Here is a 22,101-nt window from a genome sequence, read left to right on the forward strand (position 1 = left end):
GCCATGCCATGGTTTCGCCCGACGGCCCTGCCTGCTCGGATGCGCGCATCCGAGCAGAACCTGCGTCAGCCGTGCTTCATGTCTTCCAGAATGGCATCGCCGGCACGCAGCGACAGCGCCGCCATCGTCAGGGTGGAATTGACCGTTCCCGACGCCGCCATCGTCGCCCCCGTCGCCAGGAACAGGTTCGGATGGTCATGCGTCCGCAGCCATTGGTCGACAACGGAATCCTTGGGGTCATGCCCCATGATGGCCCCGCCGGTGATATGGTTGTTCGGCGTGAAATAGGGCGTCATCTCGATTTCCGTACCCCCCATGGCCTGGGCGATCTTCATCAGATGCTGGCGTGACAGAACCGCCGACTTGCGGACATAGTCGCCGACGTCATACGTCACTTCCGGATGCGGAATCCCCAGCGCGTCGCGATGATCCTTCGACAGAACCAGGCGGTTTTCCGGATTCGGCAGGATCTCGTGATTGGCGTAGATATCCACGCCATGCGCCGAACGGCGGCGGATCTCCTCGTCCAGCTTCTTGCCGACCAGCCCCAGGGACAGGGCCTTCATCCCGGCGCGGGAATTCTGCGCCGTGTTGTTGTAGCCGATCTGGATGGCGGCACGCTCCGAACGGAACGCGCCGTCGCGGAAATTGGTGATCGAACTCATCTGCACCGACCCGCCGCCGGCCCAGACGGGCTCCGCCGCCTGGAAGCTCATCCCGATCCCCGGGTGATCCATCATGTTGCGGCCGACCTGGTCGGACGAATTGGCGATCCCGTTGGGATTGCGGTCATTGGCCGCCAGCAGCAGCAGCTTGGGCGTCTCGATGCCGTTGGCCGCGATGACGAACGTCTTGGCGACGACGCGGTGCGTCCCCTTGTCCGGATCGTAATAATTCATCGCGACGATGTTGTTCTTCGCGTCCGTCTCGATCGCGTAGACGACGGCGTTGGCGATGATCTTGGCGCCGTGGCGCTCGGCCTTCCACGCCCCGTAGACACCGTGATACATCGCGCCGATCGGACAGATCGGCATGCAGTTGTTGTTGCCGCAGCACTGGGGACGGCCGTCATAGGGACGGCTGTTGCGGGCCTGGGGCACCGGCGTATTGTCATAGCCCAGCGGCTTGACGATTTCCGTGAAGAGACGATCCCCCGGGCCATAGGGCATCGAATCCATCGGCCACGGATTTTTCCTCGGCGCCGACGGAATGATCTCCTGCCCGTTGGGGCCCTTCACGCCCATTTCCAGTTCCGCCGCGTAGTAATACGGCTCCAGCTCGTCATAGCTCATGGCGTAGTCGCGGCCGACGCCATACGTCGATTTCAGGCGGAAATCGTTCGGCAGATACCGCCAGCTCGACGCGGCCCAATGCCAGGTCGTGCCGCCCACGCCCTTGATGATCCCCTGACGATACGCGCTGGCGTCCGGCCCCTTGACGATCAGATAGCCATTGTCCGGAAAATAATTGGTATGCGGCGCCCACGGGACCGACGGGTACGGCGTGGCGTAGTCGTACAGGGACTTGTTGTTGGGCGGCATGTTCCGCCAGTTCTCGACGATCTGGTCGCGATCCCTGTGCGGACCGGCGTCGAGCAGCAGCACGGACAGGCCGTTGCGCGCAAGCTTGTGCGCCAGCATGGAGCCGCAAATGCCCGCGCCGACGATGACGACATCCGCCGTCTGCGTATCTTGTGCCATGACTGAAATTTCTCCTGTTTCCCGGCGGCTCAGGCGGCGCGTCTGGACTTGAGGGCAAAACGAAGCGCCAGAGCGAGGACGCCCAGGATCACGAGACCGACGACAGCCAGGACCGCGATGACCGAGGGGTCGGCAAGCTTCGCAATAGGGACCTGCTTGCCGCCCGCGCGGACCGTGGCGACGGTCTCGGCGGTCACCGAAGCCTGCGCGTTGCCGAAATGCGCCAGGACGTAATTGGCGATCGCGGCGACCTGCTGATCGGACAGCGACTGCACCAGGGAATGTCCGTCGAAACCGGGCATCAGGATTTCACGGCCACCGACCGTCCGGTCGACGCCGAAAAGGATGCTCGCGACCAGGTCGTTCGGGTTCAACTGACCCGTGGTCGTGTTGCCGACCAGCGAGGGATAATATCCGTCGGCACTGCCCCTGCCATCCGACTGGTGGCAGCTAGCACAGACCGATTCGTACAGGACATTGCCGGCCGCCATGGTCGTGATGGCGCTGTCGCCGCGCCGCGCATTGGCGGCGGCGTAATCGAACGGCGCCGCCTTGCCGCCATGCGCGAAATTCGCGACGCTCTGGCCCGGCTCGCCGATCGCCGGCACCGATTTCACATAGACCGCGATCGCCGCCAGGTCATCCGGCGTCAGATACTGGAAACTATGCTCGACGGCTTCGGCCATCGGTCCCGCGGCACGGGCATGGGCGGTTTTGCCCGTCTGCAGATAGGTCTGAAGCGCCTGGCCGGACCAGCCGCCGACCCCGGCCACGACATCGCTGGTGATGTTGGGCGCCCGCCACGATCCGACATCTCCTCCGGCGAGATAGGCCGATGTTTTCGGTGCCAGAATGATATTCCTCGGCGTATGGCATTCTCCGCAATGCGCGAGGCCATCGACGAGATATTTGCCGCGATTCCATTCGGCGCTCTGCGCGGGATCGGCAACATAGGGCTTGCCGATGACGCCGCTGAGCAGCTTCCAGCCCCAAAGGGACGCCCGGACCGAAAACGGGAACGGAAGCCGGGTTTCCGGCGCAGGCCGATCCACCGGCTTGACCTCGTGCATGAGGTAATCGTACAGCGCCGCAACGTCGTCGTCCGTCAGCAGACTATACGACCCGTAAGGCATCGCCGGATAAAGCTGGGCGCCATCCGCCCGCACACCATGCCGAATGGCGCGGGAGAATTGCTCGAGCGTATAATTGCCGATGCCGTATGTCCTGGACGGCGTGATATTCGTCGAATAGATCGCCCCCATCGGCGATGCGATGGCATATCCGCCCGCGAGGAACGCGCCGTCACGGCCATTGGTGTGGCAGGCCGCGCAATCGGCAGCAACCGCGAGATAATGGCCGCGGCTCATCGGCTCTCCCTGCGATGCTTGCGCATGCGACGGCGCCGCATACCCCGCCAGGACCAACGGAGCCGCCAGCCAGAAACACCGAAGCAGCGTTCCGGACTTCGAGACAGAATTCTTCAATGTTTTCGCTCCCGTTCAGAATTGCGGCATTTGCGCGACGGGAGCAGGTTCGGCGACCCAGTAATTCGGGCCGTTATGCGCATAGGTCGGAATCACCACGACATCGCGCGCCGGCTGATACATCAGGGCATTTTCGAACGCATAGACCTTGGCATCGGTGCCGTCTTCTATCACGCCGGAATACCAGCCGCGAATGATCTGCAGCAGCGTGTCATGCAGCGGATTGCCGCGCAGCGATTCTTCCAGCGCCTCGACGTCCGCCGGCTTGCTGTCCGCAACCGTCTTGATCAATGCGGCAAGCTGGTCCGGAAAAGCCGTGCTCTGGGCACGCAGGGCCGTCAGAAGGGACCGCCCGACCAATGGGTCGAGATTGTCGTGTCCGGTTGCGAAACGGGAAAAGGCGACGAATTCCGCCGTGTCGTCCCCCGCCGCGCCGCCGATCCCCTGGGCCATGGCCGACCGGAAGGACGGTGCGAACAAGCCGAGAGCCGACGCGCCGGACACCATCAGCATATTGCGGCGGGACACCATACGGCCGCGCGCGCGCGGCGTCCCCCGCATTTCAGTATTTTCCATATCTTTCCCGATTTATCGAAAGCGTGAATTTAAAAATTCAAGAAATACGCAAAATCTTCTTCCCAGCGTCAACGGACTTCACCAGAAGGGTGGACAATCCATAATCGCGGAAATTTGTGAGCGCAATGCGCCGGGACTACGGACGGGAGAGCGAACAGGTAACTTTTTTTTGACCACGAAAAGGAGAGTCGTTCATTTGGAAAAATAGCCCGTCAATTACATAATATCAGAAGAATAATTCCATAATTTATAATTAATTATAAATATTTGAAAATTATTCCAAGTAAATATAGATCAAAACCGGTATCTTGCTGGGACTTTACGAAATATTAACATAATTTTCTTAAAATATCAATTTTATTATATGATTTCTTAGGCAATGATAAATAATTATTTATGTTATTTTATTTTTCCCGCAGCATTCACAGAACATATTAAACAGATATTTAATTTAATACCCTAAGTATAAATTATTATTTAATAAGACGATACTTCCACGATTTCATGTTCTGTAGATTTTACACCGTATATTTTTTGAAACGGACCTTTCCGAAAGAAAAATTTTCCGTCTCGGGACCGGCGACTCTCCTTGGACAACACGGACATCCATGGAGCGCAATAACGGAATCGAACAGTCTATGCTAAGCCGGGTCCCAGTGATCCATGCCCCGATACGAAAGAAGACTTGATGCCCCCATTCCCCTCATGAATCGGATGCCCCTTTTTCACAGATAAAAAATTTCGCTGTTTCCCATAGGACTCCAATGGTTGGACGCAAGAAATGTCACCATTTACGTCACTTCATTGAAAGTGCCGTATGGTTCCTTGTCGCTTTTGTTCTGACATCTTTCTGTCATTCGCACGGGGCGCATGCCCAGGCCCAAACCCAGGCCCAGGCTCAGGCCGTCCCGCATGACCTGATCGACCAGGGCGCGCCGCCGCCGGAATATCAGGGGATCGCCTATCCCATGGATAATGTCGGGGAATTCAATGTCGGCCCCATCATCCCGACGCTGGCGGGCGCGCCGCATCTGTTCGGCGACTGGCATGGCATCCAGCCCTGGCTGGTCAAGCGCGGAATTTTCCTGAATTTCTCTCTGAACGAGGAATATATGGGCAACATCACCGGCGGCAAGACCCGGGCGAACGTCCTGGCCGGCCAGGTCGCCGGAGAGCTGGACATCGACTGGCAACGCCTTGCCGGGGTGAACGGCTTCTGGACCCATATGCTCGTCGTCAATGGACACGGCCGGAGCTTCAGCCAGGCCGTGGGCGATTCCGTTACCAACCCAGAACAGATCTACGGCGCGCGCGGCAACGTGGTCGCCCATCTCGTCGAACTCTATGCGGACAAGACCTTTTTCAACAAACACGTCATCCTGTCCCTGGGCGACATCCCGACCGGCAGCTTCTTCTCCTTCGATTATACGGCCTGTTTCTTCATGAACGTCTCGGTCTGCAGCAATTTCGCACCCGGGAAATACAATCCCGGAGGCCGCGACTGGCCCTCGGGGAATCTGGGCGGCGTTCTCAGGATCCGTCCGACCGATCAGACCTATATCATGGGCGGCGTCTTCGCCGTCAGCCCGCACGCCTATAATGGCGGCATTTCGGGTTGGGCCATGGCGCAAAGCGGCCTTGGCAAGGTGACGTCGCAGTTCGAAATCGGATGGATGCCCGAATTCGGCCGGAACAAGCTGCGCGGCAACTACAAGATCGGCTATTGGTACGACAATTCGCGCTATCCGAACCTGTACGAGGACATCAACGGCAATTCCTTCCAGGCCACGGGTCAGTCGCGCCGCTATGAAGCCGGCATGAACGTCGCCTGGCTGATGTTCGACCAGATGCTTATGCGCAACGGACCGGGCCTGACCAACGGCCTGATCATCGAAGGCGGCGCAGGCTATGCGCAGGGCAACGAGGTCGCCATGCGCGACCGCGAATGGGTCGGCTTCGTGGACAGCGGCACGTCCTGGCGCCGGCCGGGCGATTTCGTGGGCATCCTGTTCCAGCATGTCGACATGAGCCGTACCGTCAGCCTCCAGCAGGAATCCTCTCAGGCCCTCGGACAGCCCTTCCTGTCCAACCAGTGGGGCCCGGTTTACGGAATCCAGAACTGGGAGAACATGTACGAGGCGTTCTACAGCATCAACCTGGCACCGGCGACGAACCTTCAGGCCGATTTCCAGTATATGCAACATCCCGGCGCCACGACGACTTTCAAGGACATCGCCGTGCTCGGCGGTCAGTTCACGACGAATTTCTGATGCGTCCCGCCGGGCCGAAGATGCCCTTCACACGACCCCCGGCGGACTGTTTATATGAAGCCTTCTTGTATAAGCCCCGCTTGTATAAGCCCTGCCCGACCGGGACGGCACGCCGTCCCGCCCCTTTCCCACTCTCCCATCGACGGCGAACCATCATGCGCTTTCTCTCCGGCCTGTCCCTCTCATTCGCGGCCTCTCCCGACGCGCGGCGCACGCCGGCGCGCGGCGCGCTGGCTGCGGCCTGCATGCTCGCCACGGGGCTGGTCCTTTCGCATCCTGCCCTGTCCCAGGAGCGTGCCATGGACCTCGGCACATCGCTTGCCTTCATCGCGCACGCGGAGCACGCCGCCGAGGCCCGGCATGCGCATGTCGCGATCGCCATCGTCGATACCGGCGGCAATCTCGTGGCGTTCCAGAAAATGGACGGCACGCAGCTCGGAAGCGTCAGGCTCGCGATCCTGAAGGCCAAGACCGCCGTGAACTATCTCCGCCCGACGGCGGACATGGAACACGCCTTGAACGCCGGCAACTACATGATCGCCACCCTGCCGGACACGCTCCCCGCGGGCGGCGGATATCCGATCATGGTGAACGGCAAGCTGATCGGCGCCCTCGGCCTCAGCGGCGGCGAAGGCGAAACGGATGCGACTCTGGCCAAAGAGGCCGTCACCCGAGGCGTCCAGACCATCAAGTGATGCAAACCGCCATGCCGCGTCGTCCCGAACGGGTGAAGCGGCATGGCGGTCGCTGATGTCAGTGAAAATCCCTCGACCTGACTGAAATGGTCGCGGCCGCGCTCTCGAAACGCCCGGCCCCGGAGACGTCCCGGTTCCCGACATCGGCGAACAAGGGGGAAAGATCGGTCAGTTCCAAGGTGACCAGGTGGACGACGTCGCCCTCCCGCTGAACGCGCCCCTTCGCGGCCAGCATGGTCGCGGACAGGATGACCCGGCGATATTTCTCGAAAATATCCGGCCAGATCAGCAGATTGGCGATTCCCGTCTCGTCCTCCAGGGTCACGAAGCACACGCCCTCGCCTGACCCGGGGCGCTGGCGCACCAGCACCACGCCGGCGGCCTCCGCCCGGCATCCGTCGCGCATCGCCATGGCGGCACGGCAGGAGACGAATCCCCGCTGCCGCAGATCCTCCCGCAGGAAAAATACCGGATGGGCGCGCAGGCTCAGCCCCACCATATTGTAATCGTCCACGACCTCTGCCCCGGCCGGCAGCGGCGCCAGCGCGATCTCCGGCTCGAGGGTTTCCCGCTGCCGGTCCGCCGCCGCGAACAGCGGCAGCGGCGCGTCCCGCAGGCCCCGGATGGCCCAAAGCGCCTCCCGCCGCGCCAGCCCCAGGCCGGGGCGGAACGCATCGGCCTCGGCCAGTTTCACCAGGGCGGCCTGGGGAACCCCGGCCCGGCGCCACACGTCATCCACCGAGCCGAACGGCCGTTCGCCGCGCGCGCCGACGATGGCGGCGGCATGGGCGTTGGACAGCCCCTTGACCAGGCTCATACCCAACCGCACCGCGCAGGTCCCGTCCGCGCGCTCAGGCTCCTCCAGCGTACTGTCCCAGCGCGAGGCATTGACGCAGACCGGCCGCACCGTGACCCCATGCTCCCGGGCATCCCGCACCAGTTGCGCGGGCGCGTAGAACCCCATCGGCTGGGAATTCAGCAGCGCGGCCAGGAACACATCCGGATGGCGGCATTTCAGCCATGAGGACGAATAGGCCAGGATGGCGAAACTCGCGGCGTGACTTTCCGGAAAGCCATAGGCGCCGAATCCTTCGAGCTGCCGATAGATCCGCTGGGCGAACTCTTCGGAATAATTGTTCCGCTTCATCCCTTCGATCAGCCGGGTCTGGAATTGCGACACGGTGCCCGTGTTCTTGAAGGTCGCCATGGCGCGGCGAAGCTGGTCGGCCTCCGAGGCGGTGAAATCGGCGCAGACCATCGCCACCTGCATCGCCTGCTCCTGGAACAGCGGCACGCCGAGGGTCTTTTTCAGCACCTTCTCCAGCGCGGGCGTCGGATAATCCTCGGGCTCCAGCTTCTCCCGCCGCCGCAGATAGGGGTGCACCATGTCGCCCTGGATGGGGCCGGGACGCACGATCGCGACTTCGATGACCAGGTCATAGAACGCCTGCGGCTTGAGCCGCGGCAGCATCGACATCTGGGCCCGGGATTCGATCTGGAACACGCCGACCGTGTCGGCCTTGCGGATCATCGCATATGTAGGCGGGTCCTCGGCCGGAATGGTGGCCAGCGTATAATGCTGTCCCTTGTGCGCGGCAAGCAGCTCCAGCCCCTTGCGCATGCAGGTCAGCATGCCCAGGGCCAGCACATCGACCTTCATGAATTTCAGGACGTCGATATCGTCCTTGTCCCATTCGATGATCTGCCGGTCGTCCATCGCCGCAGGCTCGATCGGCACCAGTTCGTCCAGCCGGTCGCGCGTCAGCACGAACCCGCCCGGATGCTGCGAGAGATGGCGCGGCACGCCGATCAGGCCCTGCGCCAGTTCCAGGGTCAGGCGGATCCGCCGGTCGTCCAGATTGATCCCGGTCCCGGAAAAATTCTCCGGATCGACAGTGCGCGACCATCCCCGGATCTGCCCCGCAAGCTGCCCGATCAGATCCTCGGGCAGCCCCATGACCTTGCCGACATCGCGCAGCGCGCCCTTGGCGCGATAGCGGATCACCACGGCGGTCAGGGCCGCGCGGTCGCGGCCATAATGTTCATAGACCCACTGGATGATTTCCTCGCGCCGCCCATGCTCGAAATCGACGTCGATATCCGGCGGCTCTCCGCGCGCCTCGGACACGAACCGCTCGAACAGCAGGGCATTGCGCGTCGGATCGATCGCGGTGATGCCGGTCACGTAGCAGACCGCCGAATTGGCCGCCGAGCCCCGCCCCTGGCAGAGGATCCCCCGCCGCCGCGCCTCCCGCACGATCGCATGCACCGTCAGGAAATAGGGCGCATAACGCATGCGGCCGATCAGGCCGAGTTCATGCCGCAGGGTATTGCGCACAGTCTCGGGAACACCATCCGGATAGACCGATCGCGCGCTCCGCCAGGTCAGCGCCTCCAGCGCCTGCTGCGGGGTCTGGCCCGGCACGACGCTCTCGTCCGGATATTGATACGCCAGATCGTCCAGGCTGAACGCGCACCGCTCGACGATCTCCATGGTGCGGTCGATGGCCTCGGGATACCGGCCGAACAGCCGCGCCATCTCATCCGGCGGTTTCAGGTAACGATCGGCATGGCGCTCCCGCGCGAAGCCCGCCGCGTCGATGGTGGTGTTGTGCCGGATGCAGGTGACGACATCCTGCAGGATACGCCGGTCATGGCTGTGGAACAGCACGTCATTCGTGACGACGGTCTTCACCCGGGCCTGCTGCGCAAGGCCGGCCAGTTCATAAAGCCGCATCTGGTCGTTCGGACGGCGGCGCAGGGTCAACGCCACATAGGCCCGCTCCCCGAATGCCGCGCGCAGCCTGCGCAGATGCAGCGCGCACGCGTCATCGGCCCCACCCGGTGCCATTTCCGGCGCCAGTTCCGGCGCCAATTCCGGCACCAGTACGGCCAGCAGCCCCTCGTTCGATTCCGCCAGATCCCGCCAGGCGAGACTGCATTTCCCCTTCCCCGCCCGCGCCTTGCCCACGGAGAGCAGGCGGCATAACCGGCCATAGGCGGCGCGATCGGCGGGATAGACCAGGACGGGGGCGCAATCCGTCAGGTCCAGCCGGCAGCCGACCACCAGCCGCAACCCGCTTTCCCGTGCCGCGACATGGGCCTGCACCATGCCGGCCAGCGTGTTGCGGTCGGTGATGCCGAGCGCCCGAATGCCCAGCGCCTTGGCGCGTTCGAACAGCTCGCGCGGGGACGACGCCCCGCGCAGGAAGGAAAAATGGCTGGTGACCTGCAATTCGGCATAGCGCGTCATCCGAAGATCCCATGCAGGAACCAGCGCTGCGAACCGCTCTCGCCATGCTCGCCGTCGCCGGCGCGATAGATCCAGAACCGCGCGCCGGACGTGTCTTCCACGCGGAAATAATCCCGCACCGTGGCCAGTTCGGCGTCGCCCTGCCACCATTCGCCGAACACCCGCTCCGGACCGTCGGCACATGCGACGCGCCGCCGCACGCCCCGCCAGACGAAGAACGCCGGCGGGTGATCCGGCAGCATCGCCATGGTCCCGATCGGCTCGGGATGCGGCAGCAGCCGGATCGGGCGCGGCCAGTGATGCGGCCAGTGACGCGGCCCGTAACCGGGCCATTCCGAAGGGGCGTCCGGCGCCAGGTCGGGCGCCAGGGCCGGGACGCGCGTGACCGACCGCTCGGGCACGTCGCTTTCCACCGGGGCGAGGCGATAGAGCGCCCGCATCCCCACTCGGTTGGCCAGGATATCGATCAGGCCGGAAAGATCGGCGTCCTCCTGCTCCACCAGCGCGGAGACATGCTGGCGGGTTTCGATCGGCTCGGTCAGCGTGGCGGTCAGCACCATGCGCTCGATGCCGAAGCCCGGATCGATGGTTTCGATCTTCTCGCACAGCAACCGGGCCAGGCGTTCTGCGTCGCGGACGGGCCGGCCCGTCGCGATCCGGACGGCTTCGGCCCGACGATCCACCCGATGCAGCAGCAGGTCGAGCCGCCGCACCCCCAGCCCCCGCGCTTCCAGCCCGGAGCAGAGCGGCGGCACCAGCGTGCCGATCGCGCGCGCGATGGTCTCGGCCGCCGCAATCGGCTCGGCAAAGGCGCGGGCGGCCGAAACGGGATCGACCGGACGGACCGGCAGGATGGGTTCGTCGACGCGGCCGAGGGCCTGGTCCAGGCGCAGGGCGACCTCCGGCCCGAAACGCAGGGCCAGCGGCGCGCGGGGCGCATGGTCCAGGTCGCCGATCCGGCGCAGCCCCAGCTTGTCCAGGCCCGCGACGATGTTCTCGGGCAGACGCAACGCCGCGACCGGCAGATCGGCGATCCTGTCGCGCAGGCCGCCGGCCGGCACCACCACCGCCATATCCCGGGTCGTGCGGGCCACCGCATGGGCCGCGCCGAGCGTCCCGGCCGCCACGGCGCGGGCATGCACGCCCGAGGCGGCCAGCCGCCGGACGATATCGCGCAGCATGACCGTCTCGCCGCCATGCAGGTGATCGGCGCCGGTGGTGTCCAGCACCAGCCCGTCTGGCCGATCGAGGGCGACGATCGGCGCGATGCGCTGCTGCAGCCACAGCGCCAGCCGCTCCAGCGCGGCCAGGTCGGCCTCGGGCCGGGCGTCCATCACGGTCAGGCCGGGCACCAGCGCCTGGGCCTGGGCCACCGGCATGCCGGCGCGCAGGCCGAGCTTCCGGGCGGCGAGATCGGCGGCCAGCACGACGCGCCGGCTTCTCTCCCGTCCGGCCAGGACCAGCGGGACATCATGCGGAAGCGCGGCCTCGCCCAGATGCCGCCGCACCCGGTCGGTCGCCCAGAGCGGCAGGTACAGCGAGACGATCCGCCGCCCCGGGCAATGCCAGTCTTCCCCGCTCATCGCAGGCCTCCACTTCGAAAGCGGCGGATTCGCCGGCCCGCGCCCGCATCAGTTCCAGCCGCCAGCGTCCCCGCCCTACCCCGGGCACCGGCAACGGCCCGGAAGGCAGGACCGACACCCGCCAGCGCGTCACCGCCGCCGTCGGCTGGCCGAAATCCGCCGCGTCCGCCTGGCGGCGCCAGCGGCGGATCGCGATGCCCAGCGCCCCGGACGTCTCGGCGGCCAGTTGCAGGCGGCGCGAGGCGGGCATGGTCAGCCGCGCCACGTCCGCCACCACCGTCCCCGGGCCGCCATGGCGCAGCCCTTCCTCGAAACAGGCCAGCCCGTCACGATCGGTTCCGGCCTCCACGAAGATCACCCGCGCACTGGACAGGCCGGCCTGCTGCAGGGCCGGGGCGAACAGATCGGCGCGGGTGACGATCCACAGCACCTTGCCCGTGGCGCGCGCGGCGATGCCGGCGGCGAACTGCCCGGCGGCGGCACAATGCAGGGCATCGGCGCCGCCGCCCGCGACCTCATGCAGCGCGCCCAGCGCCAGCCCGCCGCCGGGCAGCCGGCGATCGATCTCCCCGACGCCGAAGGGCAGCACGGCGCGCTCGCGCCCCGACCGGCCTTCGAGGCGGCTGATCTGCGCACGTAGCGCCTCCAATGCCGGGCGCGTGTCGGGTTGCGTCATGTCGCGGGTCCGTCAGGGCTCCCGGACAAGGCCGGGCGCGTTCATGTTCCCTTTTTGTTCCTGATCGGACCGTGGAGTCAAGCCGCGGAGTCAATCCGCGGCGTCCCGCCCTTCAAGGCTACCCCTTGTCGTAGGACGCGCGTGCGGCGTCGACGGCATTGCCTTGCGGGAGGGAGAAGCCCTCGGCGCGGAGGGAGGCCTCGAGTGCGGCGAGGGTGATGAGCACCTTGTGCTTCATGGCGTTGTAGCCCATGGCGCCGATGCGCCAGATCTTCCCCGCCAGGGGGCCGAAGGCGGTGCCGATCTCGATTTCGAATTCCGCGCGCATGCGGGTGCGCACCGCCTCGCCGTCGATGCAATCGGGGATGTGCACGCCGGTGACGTTGGTCATGCGATGCGCGTCCTGGCCATACAGGGCCAGCCCCATGGCGCGCAGCCCGGCGCCCATCGCCGCCCCGGCCGCGCGGTGCCGGGCGAAGCGGGCCTCCAGCCCCTCTTCCACCATGATCCGCGCCGCCTCGCGCGCCGCATAGAGCATGGAGGTCGCCTCGGTATGGTGGTTCAGCCGCTGCTCGGACCAGTAATCCATGACCATCGCCAGGTCGAAATAGTTCGAGCCGATGCGCGGCCGCGCGCCGTCGCGGCTGCCGGCGGTGCGGATCCCGGCCTCGACATGGCGGCGGGCCATGATGTGCGCCGCCGCGCGGTCCGAGATCGTGATCGGCGCCGAGCCCGGCGGGCCGCCCATGCATTTCTGCAGGCCGCCCGTCACCACATCCACCCCCCAGGCATCGGTCGCCACCGCCATGCCGCCCAAGGTGGCGGTGGCGTCGACATAGGACAGCACGCCGTGGCGGCGGCAGATGTCCCCCACCCCGTCCAGCGGCTGCGCCATGGTGGTGGAGGTGTCGCCGTGGATGGCCGCGAAGACCTGCGGCTGGTGTTCGACGATCGCGGCCTCGATCTGCCCGCGGGTCGCGACCGCGCCCCAGGGGATGTCGAGGACGCGGATGTCGGCGCCGATGCGCCCGGCGATTTCCGACAGCAGCAGGCCGAAGCGCCCGGCGCGCAGCACCAGCAGCCGCGCCCCCGGTTCGACCAGCGAGACCAGCGCCGCCTCGATCCCCGCCCGCGCCGTGCCGTCGACCAGGAAGGTCCAGCGGTTTTCCGTCATGAACACATGACGATACAGCGCCATCGTCTGGTTCATATACCCCGTCATCTCCGGGTCGAACTGCCCCAGCATGTCCGCCGCCATCGCGCGCAGCACCCGCGGATGCACGTTCACCGGACCCGGGCCCATCAGCAGCCGGTGCGGCGGGTCGATCTGTCCGAACATCATGTCATTCCCTGCCATGGGAGGATTGAATGCAAGGGGGCGGCTTCGCCCCGTCCTGAGTCCTACAGGGTGAAATTGACGCGCCCGTAGTAATATCCGCCGGTCATCGGCACTTGCGACGAGAACGTATCGTACGGGTTCCCGCCGAGCTGGTTCAGTTCGCCCGGAAGCTTGCGCGGACGCACGTTGAAGATATTGTTCGCCCCGACCGCGACATGCCAGCGCGGGCTGATCCGATACCCGACCTCGAGATCCGTCAGCCAGCGCGGCGTATTCTTGAACTGCGCGAAGCAGACGCTGGACTGTTCCAACTGGCCACCGCCCGGACACGTCGCGGCCGAAGGCGTCCAGTCCTGATAGGTCATCATGTCGGTCGTTTCGCCATAGCGGGTCTGGCGCAGATTGACGTCCCACGCGCCGACGGTCCAGTAGGCGTTCAGGATGAGCTTGCTGCGCGGGAAACCCGTCGTCAGGTAACCGATGTTCTGCGCATTGAGAAGCGGCGATCCCGTGCCGGACAGACCGTTATGCGTCAGGCGGGTACGGTTCAGGTCCAGCGCCATCGACAGGGACAGATTGCCGTAGCGGTGCAGATGCACCAGGTAATCCGCCTTGATATCCAGGCCCTGCGTCCGGGTGCTGGCGCCGTTCGTAAAGTAGTAGGTCTGAACGGCGTTCTCGGACTGCTGGGTCAGCGCCGGCAGCGAGACCCCCATCTGCTCGAGCGCCGAGACAGCCGCCGGGCCGGTGACGTTGCCGCCCTGCACCACGCGGTCGCGGATATTGATCTGGTAGACGTCGGCCTCGACATGGAATCCATTGACCGGTTCAAGGACGATGCCGCCGCTGGCGCTGGTGGACCGTTCCGGCTTCAGCGGCGAGGCGCCGGTCGCCGCCGCTTCCGGCGACGAGACGGGCAGCAGCCCCAGCACGGATGTCGGACCGACATTGATCGCGCTGTAATGCTGCTCGGCCATGGTCGGGGCGCGGAAGCCGTTGCTGATGGTCGCACGCACCCCGACGCGGCGGGTGAAATCATAGCGCGTCGAGACCTTGCCGTTCTCGGTGTTGCCCACGTCCGTGTAATGTTCGAAACGCCCGGCGAAATCGAGGTCCCATTTCCGCGTGGGATGGAAATCGCCGTCCAGATAGGCGGCCCAGATGTCGCGGTTCCATTTCCCCGCATCCTGCGGCGTCAGGCCCGCCAGAGCGGACGTGCCGCCATATTCATAGGACGCGGGTTCGCCCGCAAGCACGGTATATTGTTCCAACCGCTGCTCGCCGCCGAAGGCCAGCGTCATCGGCACCGTGTTGAAGATCTTGAAATTTCTTCTGAAATCCAGGTTGTTCGTCCATTGCGCCAGGCGGAAATTCTCATTGCGGACGGTCGTCGGCGTATAGCCGGTCGCCGCGTACATGTTGGGGTTGGTCGTATGCCGGGTGGAGACCTTGTCCAGATCCTCGCCCCAGGTCGAACTCAGGTCCCAATCGAAGCCGAAGACGTGGCTCCCCTTCAGGCCCAGCGTGGCGGCATAGTCGTTCTCGTCGATCGTCTCGAGCGGCGAGTACCCGTAGGGAAAGAGTTCGGGATTGCTGGCGCTGGTGCCCGACGGCAGGCGATAATTCTCATACGCCTCGGCATGGCGGTGCGCATAGGTGACCTGCCCGTAGAACTGGACGTCGTCCGTAATCGGCTTGCCGAAATCGATGCCGAGATTCTCGCGCGTCTCCTCCGGCGTGCTCATGATCTTGTTCGAATTCTTGGGAACGTTCAGAGATCCCGTATACAGCTCGTTCGCCACGCCGGGCGGCGTGTATCCCGACAGGCGATGATCGACCGTGTCCGTCACGAAATGGTCGGTATGATAGGTCTGGGCGGCGATATGCATATAGCCGTCATCGCCCAGCCTGAAGCCCCCATCGGCATTGAGCTGATATTGCCAGCCGTCGCCGTTATAGGCATTCGCGCCGGTCTGGGTGCTGATGTCCAGGCCGTGATCGCGCTTCTTGGTGATGATGTTCACCACGCCCGCGATCGCGTCGGACCCGTACATCGCCGCGGCCCCGTCCTCCAGCACCTCGATATGATCGATCATGTTGGAGGGGATCATGTTCAGATCGACCGGCGTCGATCCGAAATTCGGCCCTGCGTCGGCATTGATGTTCGCCGTCGTGTGGCGACGCTTGCCGTCGACCAGGACCAGGACCTCGTTCGGGTTCAGGCCGCGCATGCGGATGGCGGCCGTCAGCGCGCCCGCGTCATTGCCCATCGTGCTGACATTGATCGACGGATAGGTCCGGGTCAGGGCGTCCGAGAGGTTCAGCATGCCCGACCGGCGCAGCGTCGCGGCGGAAATCACCGTGATCGGGCTGGTGCTCTGGCGCGCCTGCCGGTTCGACGCGTGCGTTCCGGTCACGATCACGGCTTCCTCGCCGCCGGCGAAATGCGCGGGGGCCGGTCCGGGCTTTTTCGCGTGCGCCGGTTTCCTGGGTGCCTGCCTTTTGGACGCCTGCGCGGACCGGGTCGCATCGGCAGTCGCCGCGACGGCCGCCCCGTTCCAGAGTCCGAAGGACAGAATGGTCGAAAAAAGCGCAAGCTTTCTGATGTTCATGTCGGCTCCATCGGTCCGCCCCGGTGGGGGACCCGCGTTCCAGGCGAAGGGCACCGGTTCAATGCGGCGCCGTCCGCAGAAGGATGTTTTCAGATCGTTGTTCGTTTCGTTGTTCGTTACGGCGTAAGCCCCTGGCGGCTCAGCAGCCGCCACAGGGCCAGCGCCACCACTTTCGTCGCCCGGCGCATGTCTTCCAGGACCACGTGTTCGTCCGCCCTGTGGCCGTTGGCATCCTGAAGGCGGCGCGGCCCCGCGCCGTACAGGACGGTCGGGCATCCGGCATTGCTGTAGAGGCGGGCATCGGTGAACAGGGCCATGCCCTGCGCCGGGATCCGCTCGCCGATGACGGCTTCGGCCGCGTCCTGCAGCGCGGCGACCAGAGGGGCCTGGCGGGCCTCGGGCACCAGGGGAAGCGCCAGAAGATGGCGGCGCACGGCGCAGGTCACGCCGTCGACCGTCGCGGCCCGGGCGATGATGTCGCGCAGTTCGCGCTCCACCTCTTCCGGATTCTCGTGCGGCAGGATCCGCCGCTCCACCCGAAAGGCGGCCTGTTCGGGCACGACGTTCGCCGCCACGCCGCCGCCCATGGTGCCGATCACCAGGGTGGGCGCGTCGATACCGGGAACCGGAGACGTCCGAAGCGCCAGTTCCTCCCGGTGGGCATACAGCGCCGCCATCACACGGCAGGCCGCCTGGATGGCGTCGCAGCCCGTGCCGGGCCACGCGGAATGCGCGGATTTTCCCGTGAACGCCACGTCGAGCTGAAGGCTGCCGTTATGGGCGATCATCACCCCATAGGTGAAACCGGCGCTGATGACGTAATCCGGCCGCGTCAGCCCCTGGTCCAGCAGCCAGCCCGGCCCCGCGCTTCCGCCCGTTTCCTCGTCATAGGTGAAATGCAGCTCCACCTGCCCCTGCAGGCCGGCGGCGTGGGCGTTCAGGGCCCGCAGGGCAAAGGCATAGGTCGCGAAATCGGATTTCGAGACCGCGGCACCCCGTCCATACAGCCGGCCGTCCTCGATCACCCCCCCATAGGGATCATGCGTCCATCCGCCGCCGGGCGGCACCACGTCGCCATGGGCGTTCAGGGCGATGACGGGGCCGTCCCCGCTTCCGAAACGCCGGCGCACGATCAGGTTGATAACGCTGCGCAGCCCGCTACGCGCCAGGACATCCGCCGGCACCGCGTGCCGTTCGACCGCGAATCCCAGTTCCTGCAGGTGATCGGCGGCAAAGCGGCCATGCAGCGCGCAATCCCCCGGGGGATTGTCCGAGGGAACACGCACCAGTTCGCGCAGGAAGGCGACCTGCAGCGTATCGAAATCGCGATCGACGACATGTTCGATCCCGTCGCGCGGGATTTTTTCGTCACTCACGGTCTGAACTCACAGTCTGAGGCATCGGCAGGTCTTTCGCTCGGATCCGCGTCACGGTCTTCTTTGTATATTCGATTTGTATACCGTACGAATTCAGTCGTAAAGCGGAACAATGGCGCAGCACCGTTTTTGTGTGTCCCATTTTGGATGCCCCCCCTTTGCGTGCCACTGCCGGCCCGGGGACGTGGTCAGCAGACGCTGTTCAGGAACGCCTGCGCGCGCGGGCCGCACCTTCCCGCGAAGAAATCCACCGAGGAACAATCATCGACGATCTCGCCCCGGTCCACGAACAGGATCCGGTCCGCGACCTGGCGGGCAAACCCCATTTCATGGGTCACGCACATCATGGTCATGCCCTCGCGCGCCAGTTCGCCCATGACGGCCAGGACCTCGCCGACCATCTCGGGATCCAGGGCCGAAGTCGGTTCGTCGAACAGCATGATGGAGGGGCGCATCGCCAGGGCCCGCGCGATCGCCACGCGCTGCTGCTGCCCGCCGGACAGGGCGATCGGATATTTCATCGCATGCTGCGCCAGCCCGACGCGCGCCAGCAGGCGCATGCCGTCGTCGCGCACCATCCGGGCGGGGCGCTTCTGCACCAGGCGCGGGGCCAGCATGACATTGTCCAGGATCGTCAGGTGGGAAAACAGCTCGAAGCTCTGGAACACCATGCCCGCCTTTGCGCGCAGGGCCGGCAGGCTGACATCCGGCGAACGGACGGCCATGCCGTCGACCGTGATCTGCCCACCCTCGAAGGGTTCGAGCGCGTTGATGCATTTGATCAGCGTCGATTTCCCCGAGCCCGACGGCCCGCAGACCACGACGACCTCTCCCTGCCGGATGGTCGCCGAGCAGCCATTGAGGACACGGAAACCGCCATAGGATTTCGTCACGTTGTCCAGGACGATCATGCCGAGCCTCCCTGAAAGCGCAGAGGGGAAAAGATGTCGAGATCCGCGCGCCGCCCGGTGCCGAGCACCATGTCGGCGACGCCGCGCCCCATGGCCGGCGCCAGCGTGACGCCATTGGCCGTGACGGCGTTGTAGAATCCGGGGACATCCGGGCTTTCGCCCAGGATCGGCGCCCCGTCGATATCGATGTTCATGGCCGCCCAGCTCCGCACCACGTGCACGTTTCCCAACGCCGGGATCAACCTGCGGGCCACCCAGAGATTGCCTTCCAGACTCTCCCGCACCGGCCGCGGATGGCGGTGCACCGCATCCAGCCCGGCGCTCCAGCCCCCGCCGATCAGCAGCGTGCCGTTGGCGGCCTGCTTGAGCGTCAGATGACGGCTGGCATGGGCCAGCAGCGACCCGACCAGCGGGGCCACCGGTTCGGTCACGATCATCTGCAGCGGCGCGCCGAAGACCGGCAGGCGACGGCCGACCAGGCCGGCGATTTCCCCGGCATGGGCACCGGCCGCGTTCACGACCGCGCCCGCCGACCAGACCTGTCCGCCCGCGACGATCCGGAATCCGTTCGTCTCCCGCGTGATCGCCGTGACGGGCGTCAGGGGCCGGATCGCAACGCCTGCCTCCCTGGCCCGCGCCATGACCGCCAGCGTGGCCGCCATCGGGTTGATCTTGCCTTCCTCCGCGCAATGGGCGCCCCCGAGGAATCCGGCCCCCAGCGCCGGCTCGATCGCCCGCAATTCGCGGCTGTCCACCATGCGGGACGCCACGCCCAGCGACTGCTCGACGGCCACCTTCGCCCGCAGGCGCGCCATGTCGGCTTCGCTTTCGGCCACGGCCAGGCCGCCGCAGATCCTGATCTCCAGGTCGCGGTCGAAGAACGGCGCCATGGACTGCCACATCCGGATGGAATCCCGCTGCAGGGCGAGCGTCCGTGCCGGCAGCGACGGACCGTCCGCCCCCGCGCTGTCGTCGAAGGCCATGAGCTGGGCATGAAGACTGCCGGCATTGCCGCCCGACGCCAGGGCGCCGGGGCGCCCGCGTTCCAGCACGACGACGCGGCGCCCGGCCTGCGCCAGGAACAGCGCCGCGAACAGCCCGACGATTCCCCCGCCGATCACGACCACGTCCGTCACCTGGACGCCGGCCGAAACCAGGGGCACGGCCCCCTGCCCCGCCAGGGCGGACGGGATGTCCACACGCCGGTGCCCGCGCCATTCGGGCTTTTCCACCGCCAGGGCGGCCAGCGGGATCGGGCGCAGGGGCATCTGCGGCGCGGCGAAATCCATCTCGCCGGTCGGGGCGGGCACCAGGGCGGCCAGCGCGGCCTGGCAGAACCGCCCCTGGCATCGCCCCATCCCGGCCCGGGTCGCCCGCTTCAGCGTTGCGATGTCCTGCACCGCGTCGCGGGCGCAATGCTGGCGGATCCCGCCGGCCGACAGGGCCTCGCAACGGCAGAGTATCGTGTCGTCCGCCGGCGCCGGCAGGTCCGCGACCGGCGCATAGAGACGCCAGAGCAAATCCTGAAAGCGTCGCCCCTGCCGGAAGCGCCGCCGTGCCGCGCGGCCCGCCGCCACCGGGACCGTCTTCCCGAACAGGGCCAGAAGACGCCCGGCGCACAGCGCGCCCTGCGCCTGCGCGATGGCGGCGCCGCCGAACCGTCCGGCCTCGCCGATGATCGAGACGTCCGCCCGGTCGGTCCCCCCGTCCGCCGTCCGCCCCGCCTCGGGATGCGGCACGGGCCAGCCGGACACGTGATGCCTGCAGCCGAGAAGACGCGCCAGTTCGTTGGCCGGCACGAAACCGTCCCCCAGGCACACGGTATCCGCGTCCAGGCGGCGCTCGCGCCCGTCCGGTCCGGCGACGATCACGGCCTGCGCCTGCCCCGCCCCTTCGATACGGACCAGGCGGCTGCTCCAGAGCACGGGCACGCCGGCGACCCGCAACCGGGACAAATGCCGTCCCCCCGTCGCGGCGAGCGACGGGCCGGCGGCGGTCAGGCGGGCGGCCAGCGCGGGCCGCGTCCAGGGAGGCGGGGCGGCCTCGACCAGCGCCGCGACCGCAGCACCCCGTTTGGCGAGTTCGTCGGCCAGTTGCAGGTTCAACGGCCCGTTCCCCGCGATCACGATCCTGCCCGGCAGGGGACTGTCATAGGCCCGCAGCATGGTCTGCGCCGCGCCGGTCGTCATGACGCCGGGCAACGTCCAGCCGGGACGCGGACGCGGCACCTCCTGCGCCCCGGTCGCGATCACGACGTGACGGGGAATGACATAGCCGACCCGCCCCCGCCGAAGAACGCCGAGGCGCAGTTCCTCCCCTTCGCGGAAGGCCCCCCAGACCAGCGTATCGGTCCAGATCCGCGCGCCGCTGTCCTTCAGCGCCGCGATCGCGTCCCGTCCGTCGCGCGCCTGCGCGTCGGGGGGGCGCGTCCCGACCGCATCCTGCTTGAAATATTGCCCGCCGGGCCCGTGCCGCTCATCCACCAGCAGCACGTCCAGTCCCCCGGCCGCCATCAGGCGGGCCGCCACGATCCCGGCCGACCCGCCCCCGACGACCAGCACGTCGCACCGCTCCACGCCGATCGCGTCGGGCATGGTGCCCAGCGGCGCGGCGGCCCCGGCATCCGGCAGGGCCCCGGCGCGCCGGACATCCATGCCCGCGCGCACCGCCGTCATGCAGCCGCGCTGGGACAGCCGGCCATCGATCTCCAGCAGGCATTCGTGGCAGGCGCCGATCCCGCAGAGCGGCCCGCGCCGCGTGCCGTCGCACGCCGTGCGATGGGCGACGACACCCTGCGCCAGCAGCGCGGCCGTCACGCTCTGCCCCGGCCGGGCCATCAGGGTGCGCCCTTCGAAACGGAAGGCGATTGCGTCGCCCATCACCGCGCGTCCCGGCTGGCGGCGGCCAGGTCCGGCAGGTCGGCCGAACCGGACGCGGACAGGCGGCGGTATGGCCGTTCGGCATGGCGCTCGATATGGCGCTGCAGGAAATCCCACGCCGTGGTCATGAAAAGATAATACAGCGCGGCGACCGAGAAGAGTTCGAGCACCATGAACTGGTCCTGTACCAGGATCTGGCTGCGCTGCATCAGCTCTTCCATCGAGATGACCGAAGTCACGCTGGTCGTCTTCAAAAGGCCGTTCACCGAATTGCCCAGCGGCGGAATAATCAGGCGAAAGGCCTGCGGGAACGCGATGCGGCTGGAAATCTGCCATTCATCCATGCCCAGCGCGCGCGCGGCGGCGATCTGGCCCGGCGGCACGGCGTTCAGCCCGGCCCGGATGATTTCGGCCAGATAGGCGGCCTCGTTGAGGCTGAGGCCGATCACCGCGCAGGCCGTGACGCTGAGCCGGATATCCAGTTTCGGAAGCCCGGCATAGATCACGACCAGCTGCACCAGCAGCGGCGTGCCGCGGAACAGCCAGACATAGAACCGCGCCGGAACCGACAGCACGCGCCGCCGCGACCGCTTCATGACCGCCAGCGCCAGCCCGAGAAGACAGCCGAACACCATCGCCGCGAAGGTCATCCACAACGTGACCAGCGCGCCGCGAAAGATATAGGGGCTGGTAAGATAGGTGAAGAACCCGTGCCAGTTCCAGACCTGCATGTCGGATACCCTGTCG

The 22,101-nt window shown here is 66.2% G+C and carries 14 protein-coding genes; 2 read left to right on the forward strand and 12 right to left on the reverse strand.

The window, feature by feature from the left end:
• Positions 1-65 precede the first annotated feature (65 nt).
• The 3 genes from QN315_RS05055 to QN315_RS05065 all read right to left on the reverse strand — a co-directional run bounded on the left by QN315_RS05055 (position 66) and on the right by QN315_RS05065 (position 3,745).
• Positions 66-1,700, reverse strand: coding sequence for a GMC family oxidoreductase (locus tag QN315_RS05055; RefSeq protein WP_176639592.1), 1,635 nt, complete (start codon positions 1,698-1,700; stop codon positions 66-68).
• A gap of 29 nt (positions 1,701-1,729) precedes the next feature.
• Positions 1,730-3,067: a cytochrome c gene (locus tag QN315_RS05060; RefSeq protein WP_323991810.1), complete on the reverse strand. Its 1,338-nt coding sequence runs from the start codon at positions 3,065-3,067 to the stop codon at positions 1,730-1,732.
• A 132-nt stretch (positions 3,068-3,199) separates the two neighbouring features.
• Positions 3,200-3,745: a sugar dehydrogenase complex small subunit gene (locus tag QN315_RS05065; RefSeq protein ID WP_323991812.1), complete on the reverse strand. Its 546-nt coding sequence runs from the start codon at positions 3,743-3,745 to the stop codon at positions 3,200-3,202.
• 983 nt (positions 3,746-4,728) lie between these two features.
• Here QN315_RS05065 and QN315_RS05070 point away from each other — a divergent pair.
• Together QN315_RS05070 and QN315_RS05075 are read left to right on the forward strand one after the other, a co-directional pair.
• Positions 4,729-6,030 (forward strand): carbohydrate porin, encoded by a 1,302-nt coding sequence (locus tag QN315_RS05070; RefSeq protein WP_323991814.1) that lies wholly within the window; start codon positions 4,729-4,731, stop codon positions 6,028-6,030.
• A 155-nt stretch (positions 6,031-6,185) separates the two neighbouring features.
• Positions 6,186-6,725: a heme-binding protein gene (locus QN315_RS05075; RefSeq protein ID WP_323991816.1), complete on the forward strand. Its 540-nt coding sequence runs from the start codon at positions 6,186-6,188 to the stop codon at positions 6,723-6,725.
• A 58-nt stretch (positions 6,726-6,783) separates the two neighbouring features.
• On the opposite strand, the gene QN315_RS05080 is transcribed toward QN315_RS05075, so the two are convergent.
• The 9 genes from QN315_RS05080 to QN315_RS05120 form a co-directional block, all read right to left on the reverse strand.
• On the reverse strand, positions 6,784-9,978 hold the full coding sequence (locus tag QN315_RS05080) for an error-prone DNA polymerase (protein WP_323991817.1): 3,195 nt from the start codon (positions 9,976-9,978) through the stop codon (positions 6,784-6,786).
• The gene (locus tag QN315_RS05085; protein ID WP_323993269.1) at positions 9,975-11,405 is read right to left on the reverse strand and encodes a DUF6504 family protein; all 1,431 of its coding nucleotides are present in this window, start codon (positions 11,403-11,405) and stop codon (positions 9,975-9,977) included. The genes QN315_RS05080 and QN315_RS05085 overlap by 4 nt, the downstream gene beginning before the upstream one ends.
• A 43-nt stretch (positions 11,406-11,448) precedes the next feature.
• Positions 11,449-12,237 carry a damage-inducible protein gene (locus tag QN315_RS05090; protein ID WP_323991819.1) on the reverse strand — a complete coding sequence of 263 codons (789 nt, stop codon included), beginning with the start codon at positions 12,235-12,237 and terminating at the stop codon, positions 11,449-11,451.
• A 118-nt stretch (positions 12,238-12,355) separates the two neighbouring features.
• Positions 12,356-13,576, reverse strand: coding sequence for an alanine--glyoxylate aminotransferase family protein (locus QN315_RS05095; RefSeq protein ID WP_323991821.1), 1,221 nt, complete (start codon positions 13,574-13,576; stop codon positions 12,356-12,358).
• A gap of 62 nt (positions 13,577-13,638) precedes the next feature.
• Entirely contained in the window at positions 13,639-16,188 is a 2,550-nt protein-coding gene (locus tag QN315_RS05100; RefSeq protein ID WP_323991823.1) for a TonB-dependent receptor, read from the reverse strand.
• Positions 16,189-16,304: 116 nt separating this feature from the next.
• Positions 16,305-17,564: an ArgE/DapE family deacylase gene (locus QN315_RS05105; RefSeq protein WP_323991825.1), complete on the reverse strand. Its 1,260-nt coding sequence runs from the start codon at positions 17,562-17,564 to the stop codon at positions 16,305-16,307.
• A 188-nt stretch (positions 17,565-17,752) separates the two neighbouring features.
• The gene (locus QN315_RS05110; protein WP_323991826.1) at positions 17,753-18,475 is read right to left on the reverse strand and encodes an amino acid ABC transporter ATP-binding protein; all 723 of its coding nucleotides are present in this window, start codon (positions 18,473-18,475) and stop codon (positions 17,753-17,755) included.
• Positions 18,472-21,354 carry an FAD-dependent oxidoreductase gene (locus QN315_RS05115; RefSeq protein WP_323991828.1) on the reverse strand — a complete coding sequence of 961 codons (2,883 nt, stop codon included), beginning with the start codon at positions 21,352-21,354 and terminating at the stop codon, positions 18,472-18,474. The genes QN315_RS05110 and QN315_RS05115 overlap by 4 nt, the downstream gene beginning before the upstream one ends.
• Positions 21,354-22,085 carry an amino acid ABC transporter permease gene (locus QN315_RS05120; RefSeq protein WP_176641780.1) on the reverse strand — a complete coding sequence of 244 codons (732 nt, stop codon included), beginning with the start codon at positions 22,083-22,085 and terminating at the stop codon, positions 21,354-21,356. The genes QN315_RS05115 and QN315_RS05120 overlap by 1 nt, the downstream gene beginning before the upstream one ends.
• Positions 22,086-22,101 lie beyond the last annotated feature (16 nt).

The sequence above is a fragment of the Nguyenibacter sp. L1 genome (assembly GCF_035199985.1).
In the GTDB taxonomy this organism is placed as follows: Bacteria; Pseudomonadota; Alphaproteobacteria; order Acetobacterales; family Acetobacteraceae; genus Gluconacetobacter; species Gluconacetobacter vanlangensis.